This is a genomic window from Xanthomonas sp. NCPPB 2866 (assembly GCF_041475745.2).
GTDB lineage: Bacteria > Pseudomonadota > Gammaproteobacteria > Xanthomonadales > Xanthomonadaceae > Xanthomonas > Xanthomonas arboricola.
The window spans coordinates 3,262,661-3,286,729 of the sequence record NZ_CM192975.1 but is presented as its reverse complement, the minus strand read 5'-3'; the positions used below and the strand labels follow the sequence as shown (position 1 = coordinate 3,286,729).

Genomic DNA, 24,069 nt, shown 5'->3' with positions numbered 1-24,069 from the left:
ACCGGGCGTCTTCCCCCTCATCCTAAACGCCTATCTCCATGTCAGCTCCCCACTCTACCGATCGTTGGATCGTCCTCAAGTTCGGCGGCACCTCGGTGTCGCGTCGTCATCGCTGGGACACGATTGGAAAACTGGCGAGCAAACGGGCCAACGAGACCGGCGGCCGCGTGCTGGTGGTGGTGTCCGCACTGTCGGGCGTGACCAACGAACTCACCGCGATTGCCGATGGCGCCGCCGACAGCGCGCAGCGCGTGGCGGCGCTGGAGCAGCGTCATCGCGAGTTCCTGGCCGAGCTGGAACTGGATGCCGATGCAGTGCTGGGCGAGCGCCTTGCCGCGCTGCATGCATTGATCGGCGATGCGCGCGCGGCGACGCGCACGCTGGACTGGCAGGCCGAGGTGCTGGGGCAGGGCGAGTTGCTGTCTTCCACCATCGGTGCGGCGTATCTGCATGCCAGCGGCCTGGACATGGGCTGGCTGGATGCGCGCCAGTGGCTGTCGGCGCTGCCGCCGCAGCCCAATCAGAGCGAATGGTCCAAGCGCCTGTCGGTGTCCTGCCAGTGGCAGTCCGACGCCGACTGGCGCGCGCGTTTCGCTGCGCAGCCCACGCGCCTGTTGATCACCCAGGGCTTCATTTCGCGGCACGCCGATGGCGGCACCGCGATCCTGGGGCGTGGCGGTTCGGATACCTCGGCGGCGTATTTCGGTGCGCTGCTCGGCGCCAGCCGGGTGGAAATCTGGACCGATGTGCCCGGCATGTTCAGCGCCAACCCGAAGGACGTGCCGGACGCGCGGCTGCTGACCCGCCTGGACTATTACGAGGCGCAGGAAATCGCCACCACCGGTGCCAAGGTGCTGCATCCGCGGTCGATCAAGCCATGCCGCGATTCCGGCGTGCCGATGGCGATCCTGGATACCGAGCGCCCCGATCTGCCCGGCACCAGCATCGACGGCAATGCCGAGCCGGTGCCGGGCGTCAAGGCGATCAGCCGGCGCAACGGCATCGTGCTGGTGTCGATGGAAGGCATCGGCATGTGGCAGCAGGTGGGCTTCCTGGCCGATGTGTTTACCCTGTTCAAGAAACATGGCCTGTCGGTGGACCTGATCGGTTCGGCCGAGACCAATGTCACCGTGTCGCTGGACCCGTCCGAGAACCTGGTCAACACCGATGTGCTGGCGGCGTTGTCGGCCGATCTGTCGCAGATCTGCAAGGTCAAGATCATTGTGCCGTGTGCGGCGATCACCCTGGTCGGGCGCGGCATGCGCTCGCTGCTGCACAAGCTCTCCGACGTGTGGGCCACGTTCGGACAGGAGCGCGTGCACATGATCTCGCAGTCGTCCAACGACCTGAATCTGACCTTCGTCATCGACGAAGCCGATGCCGATGGTCTGCTGCCGATCCTGCATGCGGAACTGATCGACAGCGGTGCGATGCCGGTGAGCGAAGGCGAGGTGTTCGGGCCGCGCTGGCGCGAGATCATCGGCTCGGTGCGCCCGCGGCCCACGCCGTGGTGGCATGCCGAGCGCGCGCACCTGCTGACACTGTCTAAGGCCGGCACGCCGCGTTACGTCTATCACCTGCCCACGGTGCGTGCGCGGGCGCAGGCGCTGGCGCAGATCGCGGCGGTGGATCAGCGCTATTACGCGATCAAGGCCAATGCGCATCCGGCGATCCTGATGGCGCTGGAACAGGCCGGGTTCGGGCTGGAATGCGTCTCGCACGGCGAGCTGCGCCGCGTGTTCGATACCTTGCCCGAGCTGTCGCCGCGACGCGTGCTGTTCACCCCGAGTTTCGCGCCCAAGGCCGAATACGAAGCGGGATTTGCGCTGGGCGTGACCGTCACCGTGGACAACGTCGAAGCATTGCGGCGCTGGCCGGAGGTGTTCCGTGGCCGCAACGTGTGGCTGCGCATCGACCTGGGGCATGGCGACGGGCATCACGAGAAGGTCAACACCGGCGGCAAGGCGTCCAAGTTCGGCTTGTCGTCCACGCGCGTGGATGAGTTCGTGGAGGTGGCGCGCACGCTGGAGGTCACCATCACCGGTGTGCATGCGCACCTGGGCAGTGGCGTGGAGACCGGCGAACACTGGCGGATGATGTACGACGAACTGGCCGGCTTCGCGCGCCGCATCGGCACGGTGGAGACCATCGATATCGGTGGCGGCCTGCCGATTCCGTACAGCGCCGAGGACGAGCCGTTCGATCTGGAGCTGTGGGCCAAGGGCCTGGCCGAGGTCAAGGCGGTGCATCCGGGCTACCGGCTGGCGATCGAGCCGGGCCGTTACCTGGTGGCCGAAGCCGGCGTGCTGCTGGCGCAGGTGACCCAGGTGATCGAGAAGGACGGCGTGCAGCGCGTGGGCCTGGATGCAGGCATGAACACGCTGATCCGCCCCGCGCTGTACGACGCCTGGCACGACATCGAAAACCTCAGCCAGCTCGATGCGCCAGCCGATGGCAGCTTCGATATCGTCGGGCCGATCTGCGAATCCTCCGATGTGTTCGGCAAGCGCCGTCGTCTGCCTGCCGCCACCGCGCCGGGTGATGTGATGCTGCTGGCCGATGCCGGTGCCTACGGTTACTCGATGGCCAGCACTTACAACCAGCGTGAATTGCCGCGCGAAGAGGTGATCGATGCGCCCGCAGGCTGAGTTCATTGCACTCAGTACGCTGGCCGGTGGTGCTGCGATCGTGTTCGCCACCGCGCTGCAGCAACTGAGCCTGGGCATGCCATGGAGCGACACCTTCAAATGGGCGCTACCCGCGCTGGTCGCCGCCGGTATCGGCGCATGGTTGGCCGGGCGTTGGCAACGTCGGCGCGACGCGCGGGGTCCCACGCGTCGCAGTGGCGGGATGGCGGTGCGCACGGTGCTGTTGAGCGCGCTGAGTTATGTGCCGGTGGTGGCGCTGTATCTCGCCATCGCCTTCGCGGTGTCCGGCGATGCCACGACTGCACGTCCGGATGTGCTGTTGCTGGCGGTGCTGTTCGGTTGCCTGCCGCTGCTGTGGGCTGCGGTGCCGTTTTCCATGATTGAATATGTCCTGTGCCGGCGTTATCTGCGTCGCGTACGTGTTCCTGCAGGTAGTCCATGAGCGCTTTCGACAAACACCAGATTTCCACCTTCCGTTTCGTGCGTTGCGCACTCGACGCGCAGACCGGCGTGGCGACGCTGGTGTATGCCTTCGATCAGGGGCCGGAACTTGTGGAAACCGTTGCCGTGCCCGGCGCGCCATTCGTGCTGGACGGCGCGCGTGCCGCCGCCGTGCAACAGGCCTTGCAGTTGCTGCACCTCATTGCGGGCGTGAGTTACTACAAGGCCGCAGTGCCGCCGACCATTGCCATCGACAGCTACAGCATCGATGCCGATACCGCTGCGCTGGTGGAAAGCGTCTACCTGCACGGCCTGGGCGAGTTCGCCTATCGCAATGGCTTGAACCTGCACGGCAAGATCCACTTGCCGGTGGCTGCACCGGCTGCTGCCGATTCGCCGGCGCTGGGCCTGCGCGAGCATGCCCTGGTTGCGATCGGTGGCGGCAAGGATTCGCTGGTCAGCATCGAAGCGCTGCGGCATGCCGGTATTGACCAGACCGTCAGCTGGATCGGCGGCTCGCAGCTGATCCGTGCCTGCGCCGAGCGCACCGGCCTGCCAGTGCTCAATATCGGCCGCGTGCTGGCGCCGGAATTGTTCGAGCTCAATCGCCAGGGCGCCTGGAACGGGCATATCCCGGTCACCGCGGTGAACTCGGCCATCCTGGTGTTGTCGGCCTTGCTCAATGGCGTGGACCAGGTGGTGTTTTCCAACGAACGTTCGGCCAGTTACGGCAGCCAGATTCCCGGCACCGGCGAGGTCAATCACCAGTGGTCCAAGGGCTGGGCGTTCGAGCAGGCGTTCGGCGATTACGTGCAGCGGCATGTGGCGGCCGACCTGCGCTATTACTCGCTGCTGCGGCCGTTGTCGGAGCTGGCGGTGGCGCGCCAGTTCGCCAAGACCGATCACTACGACGCGCATTTTTCCAGCTGCAACCGCAACTTCCACATCATGGGCGAGCGCCCGGTGCACCGCTGGTGCGGGGTCTGCCCGAAGTGCCATTTCGTGTTCCTGGCATTGGCACCGTTCATGCCCAAGACGCGGCTGGTCAAGATCTTCGGACGCAATCTGCTCGACGATGCAACCCAGGCCGGCGGCTACGATGCGCTGCTGGAATTCCAGGACCACAAGCCGTTCGAATGCGTCGGTGAAGGGCGCGAATCGCGTGCGGCAATGGCGGTGCTGGCCAGCCGTGCCGAATGGAAGGAAGACGCGCTGGTGCTGCGTTTCATCCGCGAGATCCAGCCGCAGCTGGACCAGCAGGCGCTGCAGCTGGAGCCGTTGCTGGCCATCGACGGCGAACACCGGATTCCGTCGGCGCTGTGGGAGCGCGTGCGTGCGAATTTCGCAGCTTGAGGGCAAGGCGGTTGCGTTATGGGGCTGGGGGCGCGAAGGGCGCGCCGCGTACCGCGCACTGCGCGCCGCGTTGCCGACGCAAACGCTGACGGTGTTCTGCAACGCCGACGAAGCGCGCGAGCTCGAGACGCTGGCCGATGCTGCGTTGCATGTGGAAACCGACGCCAGTACGCAGGCGCTGGGCCGGTTCGATGTGGTGGTGAAATCGCCCGGCATCAGCCCGTATCGCTCCGAGGCGCACACCGCCGCAACCGAGCACGGCACGCACTTCATCGGCGGCACCGCATTGTGGTTTGCCGAGCATGCGCAGCCTGACGGCTATGTGCCTGGCGCCATCTGCGTCACCGGCACCAAGGGCAAGAGCACCACCACCGCGCTGCTGGCGCATCTGCTGCGTGCGGCCGGCCATCGCACCGCCCTGGTCGGCAATATCGGCCAACCCTTGCTGGAAGTGCTGGCGCCGCAACCGCCGCCGGGCTATTGGGCGATCGAGTTGTCCAGCTACCAGACCGGCGAAGTGGGGCGCAGCGGCGCGCGTCCGGAATTGGCGCTGGTGCTGAACCTGTTTCCCGAGCATCTGGACTGGCATGGCGACGAGGCGCGCTACGTGCGCGACAAGCTGGCGCTGGTCACCGAAGGCCGCCCGCGCATTGCCTTGCTCAATGCCGCCGATCCGCATCTGACCCAGTTGCAGTTGCCCGACAGCGAGGTGCGTTGGTTCAACCATCCCGATGGCTGGCATCTGCGCGGCGATGTGGTGTATCGCGGCGAGCAGCCGGTGTTCGACACCGCCAACGTGCCGCTGCCCGGCGAACACAATCGGCGCAACCTGTGCGCGGTGCTGGCAGCGCTGGAAGCCCTGGGGTTGGACGCTGCGGCGCTGGCACCGGCCGCAGCGAGCTTCCGCCCGTTGCCGAACCGCCTGCAGTTGCTCGGCAGCGTGGACGGCATCAGCTACGTCAACGACTCCATCAGCACCACCCCGCATGCCTCGTTGGCGGCGCTGGCCTGCTTTGCGCAACGTCGTGTGGCCTTGCTGGTCGGTGGCCACGATCGCGGGTTGGACTGGCAGGATTTTGCCGCGCAGATGGCGCAGCAGGCGCCGCTGGAAATCGTCACCATGGGCGCGAACGGGCCGCGGATCCATGCGTTGCTAGCGCCGCTGGCCGTAAGCGGTCGCTTCGGCCTGCATGCCGCCGCCGACCTGGAGCACGCGATGCGGCTGGCGCGCCAGGCGCTGGGCGAGCAGGGCGGCGTGGTGCTGCTGTCGCCGGGTGCGCCCAGCTTCGGCGCCTATAGCGACTACGTTGCGCGCGGCCGCCATTTTGCGCAGCTGGCCGGGTTCGATCCGGCGGCGATCAGCGCGATTCCCGGCTTGGGCGTGCAGTAGCGCTGCGTTGCTCGCGCGCGGAGCGACGGCGCCATCCGCACCGGGTTTTTTCGACGGCCTTGGCAGAAAGCCGATGCGATCGGTCCGTCTGCGTCCACGCTGACCCGGTGTGCACGGCGGCAGCGCCTACACTCGCCGGACCTTCCCGGGAGCAGGCACATGCACAAGCAATGGAGATGGCGTGGCGTTGGGTTGTTCGGTGTCTTGGCGTCGCTGGCGTTGCCCGCCGCCGCAGCGATGCAGGCCAAACCGCTGGAATGGACGATCGGCAAGGACACCTTCAGCGGCGTGCTGGTCTACGACGACGCCGGTACCGCCAAGCGCCCAGGGCTGGTGATGGTGCCGAACTGGCGCGGCGTCAACGATTCGGCGGTCACCAAGGCCAAGCAACTGGCTGGCGACGATTATGTAGTGCTGGTTGCCGACGTCTACGGCAAGGGCAAACGTCCGGCCAACGACAGCGAGGCCGGGCAGTTTGCCGGTGCGCTGAAGAAGGACCCGCCGACGCTGCGCGCCCGCGCGCTGAAGGCGGTGGATGTGCTCAAGGCGCAGGCCGGCAGGGCGCCGCTGGATGCATCGCGCATCGGTGCGGTGGGATTCTGCTTCGGCGGCACCACGGTGCTGGAGCTGGTGCGCGCCGGTGCGCAGCTGGCCGGTGTGGTCAGCCTGCACGGTGGCATCGCCACGCCCAGCCCGGCGACGGCCGGTTCGGCCAGGACGCCGCTGCTGGTGCTCAATGGCGCCGACGACAAGAGCGTGAGCAAGGCGGACATCGCCGCCTTCGAAACCGAGATGAATGCGGCCGGCGCGGACTGGCAGTTCGTCAATTTCAGCGGTGCGGTGCACTGCTTTGCCGAAGCCGATGCCAACAGCACGCCAGGCTGCCTGTACAACCCGCGTGCGGCGAAACGTGCCTACCGCATGCTCGGCGATTTCTTCGACGAACGCTTTGGCGATTGACGAGGTGGCCAGAGGCGGCTGACCGCCGCACTGGCAGTCGTCGGATGTGGCGGGTGGCGCGCGGACACGCGGTCCGGGAGCGAGATGCCGATCCCGTATATGGAGCGGATGGCGCACGCAGCATCGGTGTGTGACGCGTTCAGAGGCCGTGTGACAAGGCGCCGCAACCCTGGCATGGGTTGCGGCAGCGTTTCCGCCGGAAAGGCGAGGGTGACCGTCGGCTGTCAGCCCGTTCAGTGAGCACGGCAGGCGAACCTGCCGCCGCCCGGCTCAATGCGTGCGTTGCACCGCATACCGCGCCAGGCCGCGCAATGCGGCAACTGCGGGGCTGGGCGGCAACGTGTCCAGCGCCTGTTCGGCAGCGGCGGCATATTCGGCGGCACGCTGGCGGCTGTAATCCAGGCCGCCGGTGGCATGAATCGCCGCCAGCACTTCGGGCATTGCGCTCGCATCGCCTTGTTCGACGATCTGGCGCAGGCGCTCCCGGGTGCCCGCATCCGAGTGCGCCATGGCGTGGATCAGCGGCAGGGTCGCCTTGCCTTCGGCCAGGTCGTCGCCCAGGTTCTTACCCAGGTCCGCGGCGTCGGCAGCGTAGTCGAGCACGTCATCGGCAATCTGGAAGGCAAAGCCCAACTGCATGCCGTAGTCGTACAGGCGCTGCTGCACCTGCGCATCCGCGCCCGAGGCCAGCGCGCCCAGGCGGGTGCCGGCGGCGAACAGCACCGCGGTCTTGCGCTCGATCACGCGCAGGTAGGCGGCTTCGTCGGTGTCGGGGTTGTGCACGTGCAGCAGCTGCAGCACCTCGCCTTCGGCGATGCGGTTGGTGGTGTCGGCCAGGATCTGCATGACTTCCATGCGATCCAGCTCCACCATCAACTGAAAGCTGCGCGAATACAGGAAATCGCCGACCAGCACGCTGGGCGCGTTGCCCCACAGCGCATTGGCGGTGCTGCGCCCGCGGCGCAGGTCCGATTCGTCCACCACGTCGTCGTGCAGCAGGGTGGAGGTGTGGATGAACTCGATGATCGCCGCCAGTTGATGGTGCTCCGGGCCGGAGCCGCCAGCGGCGTGGCCGGCCAGCATCACCAGCATCGGACGCAGGCGCTTGCCGCCGGCGGAGATGATGTGATCGGCGATCTGGTTGATCAGCACGACATCCGAGGCCAGACGGCGGCGGATCAGCGCGTCGACCGCGGCCATGTCGGGCGCGGCGAGGGACTGGATCTGGGGCAGGCCCAGGACGGTGGGGAGGTCTTCGGCGATGGTCATGCGCAGGCGTTCGTGATGTGCGCCGATTATAGGTGTCTGGGCCAGATCCGTCCCGCTGGCCGTGTCCGACGGCCTCCAGCGTGGCCGCAAACCCTTGCGGCGCCAGCGTCGGGCCTGTCCCGGAGCGCCCGGATTCCGACCTGCCGGCGCGGCATTTCCCGGCCCGGCGCTGCGGCGATCCGCCGGGACCGTGGCCGGCAGGTGCGGTAACATTGGCACCAAGACATTCACCGCCGCGCCCATTGGCGCCGGCGCATCATCTCGGAAGCATCTATGGCCCGCGGCATCAACAAAGTCATCCTCGTCGGCAACCTCGGCAACGATCCCGACACCAAGTACACCCAGGCCGGCATGGCGATCACGCGCGTGAGTCTGGCCACCACCAGCATGCGCAAGGACCGCGATGGCAACAACCAGGAGCGCACCGAGTGGCACCGCGTGGTGTTCTTCGGCAAGTTGGGCGAGATCGCCGGCGAGTACCTGCGCAAGGGCTCGCAGGTGTACGTCGAAGGCGAACTGCGCTACGACAAGTACACCGGCCAGGACGGCGTGGAGAAGTACAGCACCGACATCGTCGCCAATGAGATGCAGATGCTCGGCGGCCGTGGAGAAGGCGGCGGCGGTGGCGGCATGGGCGGCGATCGCCCGCAGCGCAGCCAGGCGCCGCGCCAGCAGCAAGGCGGTGGCGGTGGTGGTCAGGGTGGCGGTCAGGATTACGCCCCGCGTCGTCAGCAGCCGGCCCAGCAGCAGTCGGCACCGCCGATGGACGATTTTGCCGACGACGATATCCCGTTCTGATCGGTAGCCAGCCTTGGTTGTCATTCAAAAGGCCCGCATCGCGCGGGCCTTTTGCTTGCTCTGCACCGGTGATATCGACGCGGGCCGGGCTGTTCGGATCCGAAGCACCCTGGACGCGCAGGTTGCCTGACCAGTACGACGGCGCCACTGACCTGTCCACCAAGCGTGGCTAACAGCACCCCGCGCGCAATCGTCAGGTGGCTGAGAACGCCGCGCACCTATGGGGTGTCTGCCTGACACGTGCCGATTCCGGACATGGGCCGCGCCCACCTGGCGTTGCGCGCAGTTTTTACTGTCAGGTGCGCTACGCCGACGTCCGGTCGCGGCCGTTCTGCTTGGCGCGATATAACGCCGAGTCGGCGTCGTGCACGAAGGCATCCGGGGTGCGTGGCGTTTCGCCCGGTTCGAACGTCGCGACGCCGACGCTGACGGTGACGTGTGCGCTGGTCGGGCTGGACTGGTGCATCAGCCCGAGCCCGGCGACGGCGCTGCGAATTGCGTCGGCCAGCCGCAGTGCGCCGGCGGCATCTGTCTGCGGCAGGATCATGCCGAACTCTTCGCCGCCGTAGCGCGCGGCAATGTCTTCGCTGCGCCGTGAGCAACCGGCAATCGCGCCTGCGACCAGGCGCAGACAGGCGTCACCGTTGACGTGACCATAGGTGTCGTTATAGAGCTTGAAATGATCGACATCGATCATCAGCACCGACAGCGGTGCCTGTCGATGCACGGCCTGCTGCAAGGCACGCGAGAGCCGGTGGTCGAACGCACGGCGGTTGGCAATGCCGGTGAGTGCATCCATCCAGGCTTCGGAGCTGAGTTTGTCCTCGTTGCGATGCATGCGGCGCAGTTGCAGATCCAGCCAGATACCGACGCCCAACAACAATACGCATCCCAGGGCAGCGATCAGGATCCGCTGACGTGCGGATTGCCGCCAGTTGGCCAACGCGTCATCGACCGCGACCCCGGTCAATACGGTCAACGGATAGGCCTGCGCTGGCGCAAAGCTGGAAATGCGCTCCACGCCGTCGATCGGCGAACGATAGGTGGCCGTGCCATGCCTGCGCGCACGCATGGTGACGTAGATCGAAGTGCCTGCGATCGAGGTGCCGATCACGCCCGGTTTGTCGGGCCGGCGCACCAGCACGATGCCGTCGTCATTGGTCATGCCGATGGTGCCGTTCGGGCCGACCTCGAAGGTGCTGTAGTAGTTCTGGAAATACTTCAGTTGCAGCGTGACCAGGACCACGCCGGCAAATTCGCCGCGGGGGGTGTTGAGGCGCCGGCTCAAGGTGAGCACCCAACTGCCATCGGAGCGACTCTGCACCGGCGGCCCGACCAGCGACAAGGCGTCGCGATGGTCGCGGTGATATTTGAAATAGGCGCGATCGGCGTTGTTGTGCTTCCTGGGCGTGCTGTCCAGTGACGAACTCACCCAGTCGCCGTCGGCTGCATAGATGAAAATGCCATGCAGCCGGTCCGAGCGACGCGCTTCATGCACCAGGAAGTCATGCATGACCGGTCCCGCACTGGCCGAGCCTTGGTCGTGCTCCACCCGCGACACCAGTCCCGACAGCACGGCATCGGCGATCGTCAGGGTATCGCTGGCATGCTGCGCCAGCGAATTGGCGAGGTTCAACGATTGCGCTTCGGCGGTACGCAGCGCACTCGTACGCTCGTCGTGGATGGACCAGTATTCCGAACCAAGCAGCAGCAGGCACGAAATGCCCAGCACGAAGTGCAGCGCGATGCGTTGTGCTCGTTGCCGTCGCCGCTTGCCGGGTGATGTCACGGGAGTTACCTGTCTGGACATCAGAACGTTGCAACCGCCGTGCCAGCTTAGCCGTGGGCGCTGGGTGGAATCGTTTGCATCGTGAGGCGCAATGCCGATCTGTGATTGATGCCTCATGCATTAAGGCGGCTCGCCCGGTGTGCGACTGCGCTGCTGTCCCGCCTGCTCTCATCACCGTGCTAAATGCTGCGAAGATCACCAGCTCATAACGGAGTCGAAAGCCAGCTCGACTGCATGCGGATAACGCCCGGCGTGTTATCCCGAAGATCGATCACAGTAAGGAGCGCCCCCATGCGCGCGATTCGTTTAGCTCAGCCTGCAGGCCTGAATGCATTACATAGTGTTGCCTTGCCCGACCCCGGGCAGCCGGCACGCGGTCAGATCAGGGTGCGGCTGCATGCAAGCTCGTTGAATTTCCATGACCTTGGCGTGGTGTCAGGGCAGATGCCGACCGCTGACGGCCGTATCCCGATGTCCGACGGTGCCGGCGTGGTCGAGGCCGTCGGGCCTGAGGTGGATGGGTTCGCCGTTGGCGATCATGTGGTGTCCACCTTCTTCCCCGAGTGGCTGGATGGCGAGCCGCTGCATGCCGGCTTTGCCACCACGCCCGGCGATGGCGTCGATGGCTATGCACGCTCTGCGGTGGTGGCCGCCGCCCATGCGTTCACACACGCCCCGGCCGGCTACAGCCATGCCGAAGCGGCGACCCTGACCACGGCCGGCGTCACCGCATGGCGCGCCCTGGTGGTCAACGGCGGACTCAAGGCCGGCGACAGCGTGCTGGTGCTCGGCACCGGCGGCGTATCGATCTTTGCATTGCAGTTCGCCAAGGCGATGGGTGCCACCGTCATCGCGACATCGTCGTCCGACGAAAAACTGGCCAAGGCGCGCGCGCTGGGCGCAGACCATGTCATCAATTATCGACAGCATGCCGAGTGGTCGGCGCAGGTGCTGGAGATCACCAATGGCCGTGGCGTGGATCACGTGGTCGAGGTCGGTGGGCCGGGCACGTTGGCGCAATCGATCCGCGCTGCGCGCGTTGGCGGACATATCGCCTTGATCGGCGTATTGACCGGCGCCGCGGGCCCGGTGCCGACCGCGGAAATGATGGGCCGGCAGCAGCGCCTGCAGGGGCTGGTGGTCGGCAGTCGCACGCATCAACAGCAGCTGGTGCGTGCACTGGATGCCTTGCCGCTGCGGCCGGTGATCGATCGCGCCTTCGCGCTCGACGATATCGCCGACGCCTTCGCGCTGCAGCAGGCAGGCGGCCATCTGGGCAAGATCGTGCTGGAATTCTAGAAGCGGTTAAAAACGTGCCGCGCTTGCCGTCAGGCGGGCGCGGCCGCTGCGTGGGATCGGAATGGATCACTCGCACACATCGCAATTCCACGCTATCCACACTCGCCTGACGGCCGATCGCCACGCGCTGGCCGCCGCTCAAGAGCGGTCGTTCGTGTCCGGATGTTCTCAATGCAGCGTATCCGGATGCAATGGAGCACCGCGGCGTGTAGATGGAAGCACGCGCGCACACGCAGATGACATCGTCGTTGTCAGCACTTGGAAAGGTCTCGAACCACTTCAAGAACCTGAGGCGCGCTGCAAAACGCGAACTGCCGGCACACACCAGTGTCGTGCAGCGAATACGCAAGCCATTCCAGCAATGATGAGCGCGTTTCATAGGCGCATGCAGTCCATGCCGTCAATGCCCGCCTGCAGCGCCTCTAGAATCGGGCCATACCGCCGATTCGCGCCCGCACACACTCGCCGCATGCTCACGCGATTGTGACCGGCCGCGCTGCACATTATTTAAGAAATGTATAAGCCAGCATTGTTGGAGATGCCAGCCATGAGAGATATCAAGATGACCCGTCGCGAGGTACTGATCGCTGGCACGGCGTCGGCAGCCAGCGTTGCCGCAACCCAGTCGATGGCCGCCACTGCAGCTAATGCGATGTCGCAGCGGCAGGCAGTCGAGCCTGCCAACGCATCGAGCCAGGTCGCATTCGAAGTCAACGGCAAGCCGGTGACGCTGACCCTGGACAATCGCACCACCTTGCTGGATGCCCTGCGCGAACACCTGCATCTGACCGGCACCAAGAAAGGCTGCGACCATGGCCAATGCGGCGCCTGCACCGTGATTGTCGATGGGCAGCGGATGAATTCCTGCCTGTCGCTGGCGGTGATGCATCAGGGCGGCAAGATCACCACCATCGAAGGACTGGGCACGCCGGACAAGTTGCATCCGATGCAGGCGGCCTTCGTCAAGCACGATGGATACCAGTGCGGCTACTGCACGCCCGGGCAGATCTGTTCGGCGGTGGCGGTACTGGACGAAGTCAAGCGCGGCATCCCCAGCCATGTCACTGACGATCTGACCGCCAAGACCAGGCTCACCACGCCGGAATTGCAGGAGCGCATGAGCGGCAACATCTGCCGCTGCGGTGCGTATTCCAACATCGTCGATGCGATCACTGATGTTGCGGGAGAGCGCGCATGAAGGCGTTTAGCTACGAGCGTGCGACTTCGCCCGCCGACGCTGCGGCCAAGGCGGCGCGCCAGCCGGGTGCCAAGTTCATCGCTGGCGGTACAAACCTGCTCGATCTGATGAAACTGCAGATCGAGACGCCCTCGCACCTGATCGATGTCAACGGGTTGAGCCTGGATACCATCGAGGAAACACCCGATGGCGGCCTGCGCATTGGCGCCCTGGTGCGCAATACCGATCTGGCAGCCGATGCCCGTGTGCGTCGCGATTACGCCGTGCTGTCGCGCGCATTGCTGGCAGGTGCGTCGGGGCAGTTGCGCAACCGCGCCACCACCGCAGGCAATCTGCTGCAACGCACGCGTTGCCCGTATTTCTATGACACCAACCAGCCATGCAACAAGCGCCTGCCGGGCAGCGGTTGCGCGGCGATCGGTGGCTTCAACCGTCAGCTGGCGGTGATCGGCGTGAGCGAGGAGTGCATCGCCACCCATCCCAGCGACATGGCCATTGCCATGCGCGTGCTGGATGCGGTGGTTGAAACGGTGCGTCCGGATGGACAGACGCGTGCGGTGCCGTTATCCGAGTTCTACCGTGCGCCTGGCAAGACGCCGCACCTGGAAACGGTGCTGGAACGCGGCGAATTGATCACCGCGGTGAGCCTGCCCAAACCGCTCGGCGGCACGCATGTCTACCGCAAGGTGCGCGATCGCGCTTCCTACGCATTCGCCCTGGTGTCGGTTGCGGCGGTCGTGCAACGCGATGGCAGCGTGCGTGTCGGCGTCGGCGGTGTCGCCCACAAGCCGTGGCGCAGCGAGGCGGCCGAAGCACAGTCGCGCCAGGGCGCACGTGCGATTGCCTCCGTGCTGCTCGACGGCGCACAACCCACCGAACACAACGCCTTCAAGCTGCCGCTGGTTGAGCGCACCTTGACCGCGATCCTGGCCGACACGAGGGCCTGATATGAAATTCGATACTCCCGCCAGTACCAATCCCATCGACCAGCTCAAGGTGGTCGGCAAGCCGGTCGATCGTATCGACGGTCCGCTCAAGACCACCGGGCAGGCGCCGTATGCGTACGAGCATCACGATCTACCTGGCCGTGCCGCCTATGGCCATATCGTTGGCGCCGGCATCTCCAAGGGCAGCATTCGCAGCATCGATCTGAGCGCCGCGCGCAATGCACCGGGCGTGCTCGGCATCGTGACTGCGCAGAATGCAGGCAAGTTGCAGAAAGGCAAATACAACACGGCCAAACTGCTCGGCGGCCCGGAGATCCAGCATTACCACCAGGCCATTGCGGTGGTGGTTGCCGAGACCTTCGAGCAGGCACGTGCTGCAGGCCAGCTGATCAAGGTCGACTACGGTCGCCACGTCGGCGCCTACGATCTGGAAAAAGCCCGCGATGGCGCCAAGGTCACCAAGGAGGGCGGGGCGCCGAACAGTGCGGTCGGCAATTTCGATAGCGCCTTCGTGGCAGCGCCGGTGCAGCTGGATGCCGAATACACCACGCCCGATCATTCGCACGCGATGATGGAGCCGCACGCATCGATCGCCATGTGGGAAGGCGACAAGCTGAGCGTATGGACCTCCAACCAGATGATCGACTGGAGCGCGGGCGATCTGGCCAAGACGCTGGGGATCCCGCGCGAAAACGTGCGTCTGATGTCGCCGTACATCGGTGGCGGCTTCGGCGGTAAATTGTTCCTGCGTGCCGATGCGGTGCTCGCCTCGCTGGCCGCGCGCCAGGTCGGACGCCCGGTCAAGGTGATGCTGCCGCGGCCGTTGATCTTCAACAACACCACGCACCGCCCGGCCACCGTGCAGCGCATCCGTATCGGTGCACAGCGCGATGGCAAGATCACCGCGATCGCGCACGAGAGCTGGTCCGGCGACCTGCCCGAGGGCGGCCCGGAAATCGCGGCCGCGCAGACCCAGTTGCTGTATGCCGGCGCCAATCGGTTGATTTCCACGCGCCTGGCGGTGCTCGATCTGCCCGAAGGCAACGCGATGCGTGCGCCGGGCGAAGCGCCGGGTCTGATGGCGCTGGAAGTGGCCATGGACGAGATGGCCGAGAAGCTGGACATGGATCCGGTCAAGTTCCGCATCGTCAACGACACCCAGGTGGATCCGGAAAACCCGCAGCGTCCGTTCTCGCAGCGTCAGTTGGTCAAGTGCCTGGAAGACGGCGCAAAGCGTTTCGACTGGTCCAAGCGCAAGGCCAAGCCGGCCAGCAACCGCGATGGGCGCTGGCTGGTCGGCATGGGCGTGGCGGCCGCGTTCCGCAATGCGCCGGTGATGACCTCCGGTGCACGCATGCGGTTGGAGCAGGGCGGCCGGGTGGTGGTGGAAACCGACATGACCGATATCGGTACCGGCTCCTACACCATCATTGCGCAGACCGCTGCGGAGATGATGGGCGTGCCGCTGGATTGGGTGGACGTGCGCCTGGGCGATTCCAGCTTTCCCGCCTCGGCCGGTTCCGGTGGACAGTGGGGTGCGAACAGTTCAACAGCCGGTGTGTATGCCGCGGCAGTGAAACTGCGCGAAGCCGTCGCCAAGCAGCTGGGGCTGGACCCGGCCAAGGCCGAATTCGCCGACAGCCATGTGCGTGCCGGTGGCAAGCGTATCGCGCTCGGTGATGCCGCGGCCAATGGCGCCCTGGTAGTGGAGGACAAGATCGAGTTCGGCGAGCTTTCCAAGACACATCAGCTGTCCACCTTCGGCGCGCACTTTGTCGAAGTCGGCGTGGATGTCGCCACCGCCGAGGTGCGCATCCGCCGCATGCTCGCGGTGTGCGCGGCCGGACGCATCCTCAACCCCAAGTCTGCGCGCAGCCAGGTCATCGGCGGCATGACCATGGGCGCGGGTGCGGCGCTGATGGAAGAGCTGGCGGTGGACAAGCGGCTGGGCTTCTTCGTCAATCACGACCTAGCCGGTTATGAAGTGCCGGTGCATGCGGACATCCCGCATCAGGAAGTGGTTTTCCTGGAAGAAAGCGACCCGATGTCGTCGCCGATGAAGGCCAAGGGGGTCGGCGAGCTGGGCATCTGCGGCGTGGCAGCGGCGATCGCCAATGCGGTCTATAACGCCACCGGCGTGCGCGTTCGCGATTACCCGGTGACGCTGGACAAGCTGCTGCCGCATCTGCCCGAGTTGCTGCGCGCGTGAGTGCGGTGGTGGCCCCGGTCACGCATGCAGCGCCGGCCGAGCCGGCGTGGCCGGCATGGCCGAGTTATGCACTGCACGATGACCTGCTGCCCACGCTGACCGCCTGGCATCGGGCGGGGCAGCGCGTGGCCATTGCCACTTTGATCGACGTACAAGGCTCGTCGCCGCGCCCATTGGGAAGCGAGATGGCCATCAGCGCCGATGGCCGGGTAGCTGGCTACGTCTCCGGCGGCTGCGTGGAAGCGGCAGTGGCGCACGAGGCCAGCGCCGCCTTGCGCGACGGCATGCCGCGCTGGCTGGACTACGGCGAGGGCAGCCAGGTGCTGGACATCCAGCTCAGCTGCGGCGGCCGTATCGGCGTGCTGGTCTGGCCGGTCCAGGACCTGGGCGAGCATCTGGCGCGCTGGCGCAATGCGCGCCAGCACCGTCGCCCGTTCCATGTCGCGCTGGATCGGAGCACCGGCGCCGTCCGTTACCCGGTCAGCGCGCAGGACATGCATCCCGATGAATTCCTGCGTACGCACCGGCCGCCGCTGCGGCTGGTGCTGGTCGGTGCCGATCCTGCGCTGCTGGTGCTGGTGTCGCTGGCCAGCCAGATGGGTATCGAGGTACGCGTGCTGCGGCCGCATGGTCCCAGCGAACCACCGCCCGGCTTGGCCGCCGACCATTACGATCGCCGTGCATTGGGCGACGCGCTGCAGGACCTGCATCTGGATGCGGACACGGCGCTCTACAGCCTCGCACATGACGGCGACAGCGACCTGCAGGTCGCCTGCCGCGGGCTCGCCTCCAGGGCTGCCTGCATCGGCATCCTGGGCAGCCGCCAGAAGCGGGAAGCACGCCTGCAGGCACTGCGTGCGCTCGGCTATGACGATGCCGCGCTGACCAGATTACGGTTGCCGGCGGGCTGGCGCATGGGGCGCTCCTCCCCGCATACGATTGCACTGGGCATCATTGCCGAAGCCACCCAGGCGGTCGCCGATGGGCAGGCTGCTGCTGCGTTGGCTGGCTAGGAATGGCCACCAAGACGGCGGCGCTAACCGCCATGCAGAGCGCGGACAGTAGTCGTAGGTACCACTCATACTGCGATTGCTCGGCGCCATCCGCATCGGCTTGACGACCGCTCGCTACGTTCCGTTAGCCACTCCGAGCCGTGCCGCCGCGAGAAAGGGCAGGGCACTGCAATCGCGCGTTTGCATTAACTTCGATACGAATTTCAATGTGCAGTCGCCAGATGGTGGATGCGTGGTTGTCGATGAAGTTTCTGATGCTGAAAAGTATCCGTCTGGAAGTTAAGTAATTTTTGATATGCCTTTTAAGGCATGCTCTTGTGATCCGCGCTTCTGCCGGTAACTGCGCCATCCAATGCTGGCAATCAGTCGCTGCCGTCCTGATCGCAGCGCTACCGCAGCTCCGCACATTTCTTCGTCATGCTGGCGCAGCAGTGCAATGCGCAACGGTCGGGTGGTAGACGTCGGAAAGCGTCATTCCCTGGATCGGAGAATGCGTTGCATTTAGTCACTCCGCGCGCACAGTTACCTCTTTAGGCTGGCGCATCCCCAATATGCACACCACGTCGCCATGACCGAATTATTTGATCACTACGACGACGTCTCTTGCGACGCAGCTCGATTGCCGTCGCCTTTTGTTGCCGGTCATCTCGGCCAGGTCCGGAGCAGTGCGCTCGTCGATGTGTGCCCGACCTTGCGCACGTCGCGCCATCGTTCGCCGCGCGCCCTGGCATCGGACGCATGAGCAGCGATCACGTTGCGCTGCTGCTCGCCGCGGGTGCAGGACGTCGGCTAGGGCGTTCCAAACAATTGCTGTTGCGCGACGGCGAACCGTTGTTGCGGCGCTTCGCACGCATCGCGCTACAGACGGCGCCGCGCCGCTGCGTGGTGGTGCTGGGCGCCGATGCCGACGCGTTGAGCGAGGTCCTGCAAGGTCTGGAGGTGGAAGTGCTACGTCATGCCGACTGGGCGGCCGGCATGGGCTCCAGCCTGGCGGCGCTGCGCCAGCATGTGCAGGACGATACGTCGCTGAGGCGCAGCCTGATCCTGGGCTGCGACCAGCCCGCGCTGGATACGCCGCATCTGCGCGCCTTGCTGGAAGAAGCGGACCGGGCCGCATCCGGATGCGCCACCAGCGGGTACGCCGGTGTGCGTGGTATCCCGGCGGTGGTCACCCATGCGGCCTGGGCCGACGTGCCGCTCCACGGTGACAGCGGCCTGCGCGGCTTGTTCGCCGGCCTGGACGTGCAGAGCTTGGGCTGCGTCAGCGCCCCGGCGCTCGCGCTGGACGTGGACACGCCCGCCGACTTGGTCGCAGCGCAACAGCGTGGCTGGGTGGACGCGGATTGAGACACCGTGACGGGTGCTTGACGCGCTATCCGGCAGCCTGGGGGCTAGGTTGTCTCACGACCACAGCACGAGCGCTTCCCTGATCACCAGGACATAGCCCACCACCATTGCGGTCTTGACCGGAAACTGGAACTTCCTGAGCAGATGCATGTGACCCCTCCCCCGAGGCATCTTCAAGAGCGACGAATTCCCCCGCGCCGTCTGCGCCCGTTGACGGCCAGCCGCGACGTCTGGTCGCCGCTCGAGCGCGAATTTAGCGCCAGCTTCGATCGGTGTCACGTAAGAATTTTCCTACCTTCATGCCAGTGTCCGCCCGACGGCGTTGGCATTAGCAAAAAGACATGCTGGCTATGCCGGACGCGGGGCCCTAGGCCACTCTCCCGCGGCCCCTTGAGTAAGGGCGCGCCGGCATCCCCAACGGGACCCCGGCACTCCCATCGCTGGTGCGCTGCGCCATTGCGCGCTGCCCACTTCCGTCGTTGTACCGCTGCATCTGCCGGCCGGAGGCCCTGATGGACGAGTCCCGTTATGTTGTGCGTATTCATCCCGAACAGGGCGGTTGGTGGGTGACCCGGCCGCAGTGGTCGCCGCTGCGTTATCTGCGCGAGCAGGGCGCGCTGGAAAATGCCGAATTGATGGCCAAGCTGCATTGCATGACCACCGGTCAGCCCAGCGGCGTGGTGTTGAAGACCGCCGAAGGCGAACGCGTGGTGCGTCGCTACGGCTGACCGAGCCGGCCGCTTGCAGGAAGCGCAAGGAAAACGCTGACGATCCTGCCCGGGCAGGGTGGCCGACCACATGCACCCGGCAACCCTAGCGCAGTGCGCCAGCCGGCGGCCTTGCAGTCACGCCGGGAGTCGCCTGCGGATCCAGTCGACTGGACACGACCGATCGGCCATTCTTGCTGCGATCCGCACCTTGGCGGCCCCTGTCGAGAATGTCGCCCCTAGTGAATGCCGCCGGTTCTGCCTTGATCCAAAACGATATCGTGGTCTTCGGCCTGATCGCCGCCACGCTGGGAGCGGTGTTCTGGACCTCCTCGCGCGAGCAGGGGATGTGGCGACGCTTCTACGCCGTGGTGCCGGCGCTGCTGCTGTGTTACCTGCTGCCGGGCATCTACAACACCGTCGGCCTGATCGACGGTGCCAATACCCGCCTGTACAACCCGATCGCGCGCGACGTGCTGTTGCCGGCCGCGCTGATCCTGCTCACGCTGAGCATCGACCTGCGCGCCATCCTGGGGCTGGGGCCCAAGCTGGTCGCCATGTACCTGGGTGCGTCACTGAGCATCATGCTGGGCGCGGTGGTGGCGTTTTGGGTGATGGGCTGGGTGCATCCGGCCACGGTGGCCGGCGATACCTGGGCCGGCATGGCCGCGCTGGCGGGAAGCTGGATCGGCGGTGGGGCCAACATGCTGGCGATGCGCGAGGTGTTCGATGTGGATGCCACCACCTTCGGGCAGTTTGCAGTGGTGGATGTGGGCGTCGGTTATGTGTGGATGGCGGCGCTGATCTTCCTGGCCGGGCGCGCGCGCAGCATCGATGCGCGCAGCGGCGCCGATACCCGCGCGCTGGATGCGCTGCAGGAGCGCATGGCGCGGTTCCAGGCCGAACACGCGCGCATTCCCAGCCTGGCCGACCTGATGGTGATCGTGGCGGTGGCGTTCGGCGGGGTCGGGCTGGCGCACGCGCTGGCCAGTCCGCTGGCTGCGTGGTGCAAGGCCAAGCTGCGCTGGTCCAGCCAGTTCAGCCTGGACACGCCGTTCGTGTGGGTGGTGGTGCTGGCAACCAGCATCGGCTTGCTGCTGAGCTTCACCCGCGCGCGCACGCTGGAAGGGGCCGGGGCTTCCAGGATCGGTTCACTGCTGCTGTACTTCCTGATCGCCTGCATCGGCATGCAGATGGATCTGCTGGCGCTGCTGGACCGGCCCTGGTTGTTCCTGCTCGGGCTGATCTGGATCGCGGTACATATCGGGTTGCTGTGGGGCCTGGGCCGCCTGTTGCGGGTGCCGTTCTTCTATTTCGCGATCGGCTCGCAATCCAATATCGGTGGGCCGGCCTCAGCGCCGGTGGTGGCCGCCGCGTTTCACCCGGCCCTGGCGCCGGTTGGCGTGCTGCTGGGCACGATGGGCTACGCCACCGGCACGTACCTCGCCTATCTGGTCGGCATCACCTTGCGCGCGATGGCCGGAGCGGGCTGACCGGACCGTCGCACGGTCGGTGTAGTCGTCGGGAAGGTGTGGCAGGACGTGCCGGGATTACCTCGCGGTGTCACGCATTGCCACAGTGCCGGCTGCACCGGCTGCATCCCTTCGGCGAGCGCGTGCGAGGTGCTGTCAGCCACCTCAAGGCGGGCACTGGTCAGCGCCAGTGCCCGGTCATGATTACTGCTGAAGGCCGCGCCGCTGCGCTTCCTGCTGCGTGCTTTGCTGCGACTGCTGCTGATTGTGCTGCTGCAGCTGATCGACATTGCCGTGCGCCGGCTCGTTGGCCGCCGAGGCGGTCTGCACATGGCTGCGCAGATGCGCCGGGTCGTCCATCCGGCCTTGCACCGCAATCAGGCTGTCGCCGTCGCGGTTGGGCACCAGGTGGTCGATCCGCTGCAGGCCGTCGCTGCTTGCACGCGCGGCCACACTGGCGGCGGTGTTGAGAAACGCGGTGTCGTCGCGCAGACCCAGGCGTTCACGCTGGCCGTCCAGGCGCACCACCGCATCGTTGAACAACTGGCTGCCTGCACCTTGCGCCTGCCCGGGCGATTGCATCTCCTGCGCCTTCATCACCGAGTCCATGCCGTGCAGGTCCATGCGGTGCATCAACATTCTGCCCGGCACCAGGCGCTGCCCGAACGACAACGGGTCCGGTTCCGGCAGCTCGATCTGATGCCCGGCCGCATTGGGCATCGCCCATTTGAGGGGGATGCTGTCTTCCTGCAGATGGGTAAGGATCTCGTTTTTGACGTGGTAGCCGCGGATCAACTCGCTGCTGGCGTACTCCTTGGCCGCCGAGGCATCCAGGCCCTGGCGTTCCAGCGTGCGGTCGTTGACGCCGGCGGCGTTGTAGGTCACGGCGGGGATGTCGTTGACCATCGCCGAAGCGGCCGCCAAGCCGCCGCCGAGCGAATGCCCCGAGATCACCACCTGGTCGCCGAACGCCTGCCTGGCCTGGCTGCCGAGCTGGATGGCAGACGCGTATTGCGCGTCGTCGAAGCCCAGGCCCTGGCCAAGATTGTGCTTCCAGTCCTTGCCTTCGTCGGTGCCGCAGAAGCCGAGTACCACCTGGCCCTGTTCGTTGCGGTAGAACGCGGCATCGAAGCCGCTCTTGGCATCGTGCAGCAGGCCGGGGTCGATGCCCGCCCGTTGCAGCGTGCTGTCGTCCATGCGCGTCCAGCCGTTGGGCAGCTGCGCAAAGGTTTCGGCGCCGCCTTCGCGTCGCTGCGAGGCAGTGGCGTAGAGATCTTGCAGCACAGCCGGGAACTGGCGGTCTTCCGGCTGCGGTTGCTGTCCCCGCATCGACTCTGCGAATGGGGTGGACGAGGAATTTGACGGGCTCATGCGCGGCTCCTTGCGTTCGTCGTGCGAAAAGCCCGCTTAGCGGCTGCTTTCCACGGGAATGTTGTGGGCGCTCAACCATGCGCGCACGTCCGACCTGGTCTTCTGGCCGGCGGCATTGAGCAGGCGGTCCGGGGTGGTGAAGAAATACGCCTGGAAGGTCTTCTGTTGCGCGTTGCGCAGCGTGGGATCCACCCCGGCCTTGAGCAATTGCAGCACTGCCGGGCTTGCCGCGCCGCTTTGTGCGGCCAGGTGCAGCACGCTGTTGCCGGTATTGTCGACGCGCTGTACATCGGCGCCTGCTTGGATCAACAACGCGATCTGCGCATCGCGCTTGCTCTGCACGGCGCGGAACAACGGCGTCCACCCGGCACGCGCGCTGACCACATCGACCGGCGCCTTGTGCTGCAACAGGATGTTCAGATATTCCGCATCCTTCGCCATGGCCGCCATATGCACGACCGTTTCCTGGTCCATGCCCGGCAACGACGGATCTGCGCCGGCATCGAGCAATGCCGCAAGGGAGCGGGGTTGTTCGTTCCAGATCGCCCACTCGAGCAAGGTGACGTTCTGGTCGCCGTGTGCGGCGAGATCGACTGTCGGTGCGAGTGCGCGGATTCGGGCGACATCACCGTGCGCGATGGCGTTGGCAATGTCGGTCAGGCCGGGGTCGCGGAAGGCGACGGTGTGGTCCTGCAGCGTAGCTGACATGGTGGTTTGCTCCTTGGCACCGGGCGAGGCGGTGCATGAGACCGCGAAAAACGAGGTCGCAAGAACGAGCAGGGTGGGGAATCGCGTCTGCATCGAAATCTCCTTCTCCTGATCGCATTCCTGGTGGCACTGCGGTGTGTCCTTCCGCAGCCGGGCCGATCCTACCAGCTGCCTGGACGACGCGCGGTAAGATTTTGTGACATGCCGGCGCCACAGGTTTCACTGGTCGAGGCCGTTTGTCGTCGTGGTATCGGCATGTCGCCGATGCATCACGATGGGCCTCACGCGCGCATGCACTCCGCCACAGCCAACGGTCACAACGCGGCCGGCATAATGGTGCTTTGCGAGCAGATGGGTGCAATGGTCTACGAATTACTGATCAGCGATTGCGATGGCGTGCTTGTCGACAGCGAGATACTGGCCGACCGGGTGATGCGCGAGGCGCTGGCGGCCTTCGTGCCGGCCGAGGCGTTGGAGCGGTTGCTCGGCACAACGTTCGGGCAGACCACGCGCGAGGTATTGCTGCGCGTGCAGGAACACTTCGCAGTAAGGCTGCCGGAGACCTTGCTGGCACAGATCCAGGCGCGCAGCGAAGCCTTGATCAAGGCGGAGGTACAGCCGATTGCCGGCGTGCGTGACGCGTTGGAGCAGATTCCGTTGCCGCTGGCGGTGGCTTCCAACAGCCGCCGCCACAATGTGATCGCCTCGGTCGAGCGGGTAGGGCTCACCGCACGCGCGGCGGGGCACATCTTCAGTGCCGACATGGTCGAGCGGCCCAAGCCGGCGCCGGATGTCTATCTGTTGGCCGCACGCACCCTGGGCGTTGCGCCGGAGCGCTGCCTGGTGATCGAAGACAGCCCCACCGGTGCCACTGCCGCATTGGTGGCCGGCATGCAGGTGCTGGGGTTTACCGGCGCCAGCCATATTCCGCAGGGGCACGCCGATACCTTGCGTCGCATCGGTGTGCTGGCGGTGTTCGACGATATGCGCGAGCTGCCTGCGTTGTTCGAGCGGCTGGCGCAGAAACGCGCTGGCTGAGAGCTGCCGGCAGTACGTCTTGGATGCAGTGTCGATGGTGGCGAAATCGCAGCCCTCTCATTCTGCAACCGACCGGGCCAGACTGTGCAATCGACCTGCAATGACAGAGGGG

Annotated in this window: 19 protein-coding genes; 15 read left to right on the top strand and 4 right to left on the bottom strand. The window is 65.9% G+C overall.

The window, feature by feature from the left end; genetic code table 11:
• The first annotated feature begins 38 nt into the window (after positions 1–38).
• From ACCQ04_RS14030 to ACCQ04_RS14010, 5 genes are all read left to right on the top strand, one after another.
• Complete coding sequence (locus ACCQ04_RS14030; RefSeq protein ID WP_024939384.1) at positions 39–2,648, top strand: bifunctional aspartate kinase/diaminopimelate decarboxylase; 2,610 nt, start codon at positions 39–41, stop codon at positions 2,646–2,648.
• Positions 2,632–3,090: a membrane protein gene (locus tag ACCQ04_RS14025; RefSeq protein WP_024939383.1), complete on the top strand. Its 459-nt coding sequence runs from the start codon at positions 2,632–2,634 to the stop codon at positions 3,088–3,090. The genes ACCQ04_RS14030 and ACCQ04_RS14025 overlap by 17 nt, the downstream gene beginning before the upstream one ends.
• Positions 3,087–4,442 carry a UDP-N-acetyl-alpha-D-muramoyl-L-alanyl-L-glutamate epimerase gene (murL, locus tag ACCQ04_RS14020; RefSeq protein ID WP_226427230.1) on the top strand — a complete coding sequence of 452 codons (1,356 nt, stop codon included), beginning with the start codon at positions 3,087–3,089 and terminating at the stop codon, positions 4,440–4,442. Before ACCQ04_RS14025 ends, murL begins: the two co-directional genes overlap by 4 nt.
• Positions 4,423–5,832 carry a UDP-N-acetylmuramoyl-L-alanine--D-glutamate ligase gene (gene murD / locus ACCQ04_RS14015; protein WP_226427229.1) on the top strand — a complete coding sequence of 470 codons (1,410 nt, stop codon included), beginning with the start codon at positions 4,423–4,425 and terminating at the stop codon, positions 5,830–5,832. Before murL ends, murD begins: the two co-directional genes overlap by 20 nt.
• Positions 5,833–5,991: 159 nt before the next feature.
• A complete protein-coding gene (locus ACCQ04_RS14010; RefSeq protein WP_226427228.1) occupies positions 5,992–6,792 on the top strand; it encodes a dienelactone hydrolase family protein in 801 nt (266 codons plus the stop codon).
• Positions 6,793–7,062: 270 nt separating this feature from the next.
• Here the strand turns inward: ACCQ04_RS14010 and ACCQ04_RS14005 are convergent, their stop codons facing one another.
• Positions 7,063–8,061 carry a polyprenyl synthetase family protein gene (locus tag ACCQ04_RS14005; protein WP_016902370.1) on the bottom strand — a complete coding sequence of 333 codons (999 nt, stop codon included), beginning with the start codon at positions 8,059–8,061 and terminating at the stop codon, positions 7,063–7,065.
• A gap of 273 nt (positions 8,062–8,334) precedes the next feature.
• On the opposite strand from ACCQ04_RS14005, the gene ACCQ04_RS14000 reads away from it, so the two are divergent.
• Entirely contained in the window at positions 8,335–8,859 is a 525-nt protein-coding gene (locus ACCQ04_RS14000; protein WP_016902371.1) for a single-stranded DNA-binding protein, read from the top strand.
• A 304-nt stretch (positions 8,860–9,163) separates the two neighbouring features.
• Here the strand turns inward: ACCQ04_RS14000 and ACCQ04_RS13995 are convergent, their stop codons facing one another.
• Positions 9,164–10,669, bottom strand: a complete 1,506-nt coding sequence (locus ACCQ04_RS13995) for a sensor domain-containing diguanylate cyclase (RefSeq protein WP_372358546.1) — start codon at positions 10,667–10,669, stop codon at positions 9,164–9,166.
• A gap of 270 nt (positions 10,670–10,939) precedes the next feature.
• On the opposite strand from ACCQ04_RS13995, the gene ACCQ04_RS13990 reads away from it, so the two are divergent.
• From ACCQ04_RS13990 to ACCQ04_RS13955, 8 genes are all read left to right on the top strand, one after another.
• Positions 10,940–11,947, top strand: coding sequence for a zinc-dependent alcohol dehydrogenase family protein (locus tag ACCQ04_RS13990; RefSeq protein ID WP_226427226.1), 1,008 nt, complete (start codon positions 10,940–10,942; stop codon positions 11,945–11,947).
• A 547-nt stretch (positions 11,948–12,494) separates the two neighbouring features.
• Entirely contained in the window at positions 12,495–13,145 is a 651-nt protein-coding gene (paoA, locus tag ACCQ04_RS13985; RefSeq protein WP_181141115.1) for an aldehyde dehydrogenase iron-sulfur subunit PaoA, read from the top strand.
• Positions 13,142–14,092: an FAD binding domain-containing protein gene (locus ACCQ04_RS13980; RefSeq protein ID WP_039526229.1), complete on the top strand. Its 951-nt coding sequence runs from the start codon at positions 13,142–13,144 to the stop codon at positions 14,090–14,092. The genes paoA and ACCQ04_RS13980 overlap by 4 nt, the downstream gene beginning before the upstream one ends.
• Before the next feature lies 1 nt (position 14,093).
• Positions 14,094–16,301 carry an aldehyde oxidoreductase molybdenum-binding subunit PaoC gene (paoC, locus tag ACCQ04_RS13975; protein WP_046343579.1) on the top strand — a complete coding sequence of 736 codons (2,208 nt, stop codon included), beginning with the start codon at positions 14,094–14,096 and terminating at the stop codon, positions 16,299–16,301.
• Positions 16,298–17,314 (top strand): XdhC family protein, encoded by a 1,017-nt coding sequence (locus tag ACCQ04_RS13970; protein WP_226427225.1) that lies wholly within the window; start codon positions 16,298–16,300, stop codon positions 17,312–17,314. The genes paoC and ACCQ04_RS13970 overlap by 4 nt, the downstream gene beginning before the upstream one ends.
• Before the next feature lie 738 nt (positions 17,315–18,052).
• Positions 18,053–18,661, top strand: a complete 609-nt coding sequence (locus tag ACCQ04_RS13965) for a nucleotidyltransferase family protein (protein WP_046343576.1) — start codon at positions 18,053–18,055, stop codon at positions 18,659–18,661.
• Positions 18,662–19,173: 512 nt separating this feature from the next.
• Positions 19,174–19,389: a hypothetical protein gene (locus ACCQ04_RS13960; protein ID WP_024939372.1), complete on the top strand. Its 216-nt coding sequence runs from the start codon at positions 19,174–19,176 to the stop codon at positions 19,387–19,389.
• Between the two features lie 221 nt (positions 19,390–19,610).
• Positions 19,611–20,861, top strand: coding sequence for a DUF819 family protein (locus tag ACCQ04_RS13955; protein WP_226427562.1), 1,251 nt, complete (start codon positions 19,611–19,613; stop codon positions 20,859–20,861).
• A gap of 183 nt (positions 20,862–21,044) precedes the next feature.
• On the opposite strand, the gene ACCQ04_RS13950 is transcribed toward ACCQ04_RS13955, so the two are convergent.
• On the bottom strand, positions 21,045–22,211 hold the full coding sequence (locus tag ACCQ04_RS13950; RefSeq protein WP_226427224.1) for a Tle-like phospholipase domain-containing protein: 1,167 nt from the start codon (positions 22,209–22,211) through the stop codon (positions 21,045–21,047).
• A gap of 36 nt (positions 22,212–22,247) precedes the next feature.
• Complete coding sequence (locus ACCQ04_RS13945; protein ID WP_226427223.1) at positions 22,248–23,012, bottom strand: ankyrin repeat domain-containing protein; 765 nt, start codon at positions 23,010–23,012, stop codon at positions 22,248–22,250.
• Between the two features lie 240 nt (positions 23,013–23,252).
• On the opposite strand from ACCQ04_RS13945, the gene ACCQ04_RS13940 reads away from it, so the two are divergent.
• Complete coding sequence (locus ACCQ04_RS13940; protein ID WP_226427561.1) at positions 23,253–23,957, top strand: HAD family hydrolase; 705 nt, start codon at positions 23,253–23,255, stop codon at positions 23,955–23,957.
• Positions 23,958–24,069: the final 112 nt, after the last annotated feature.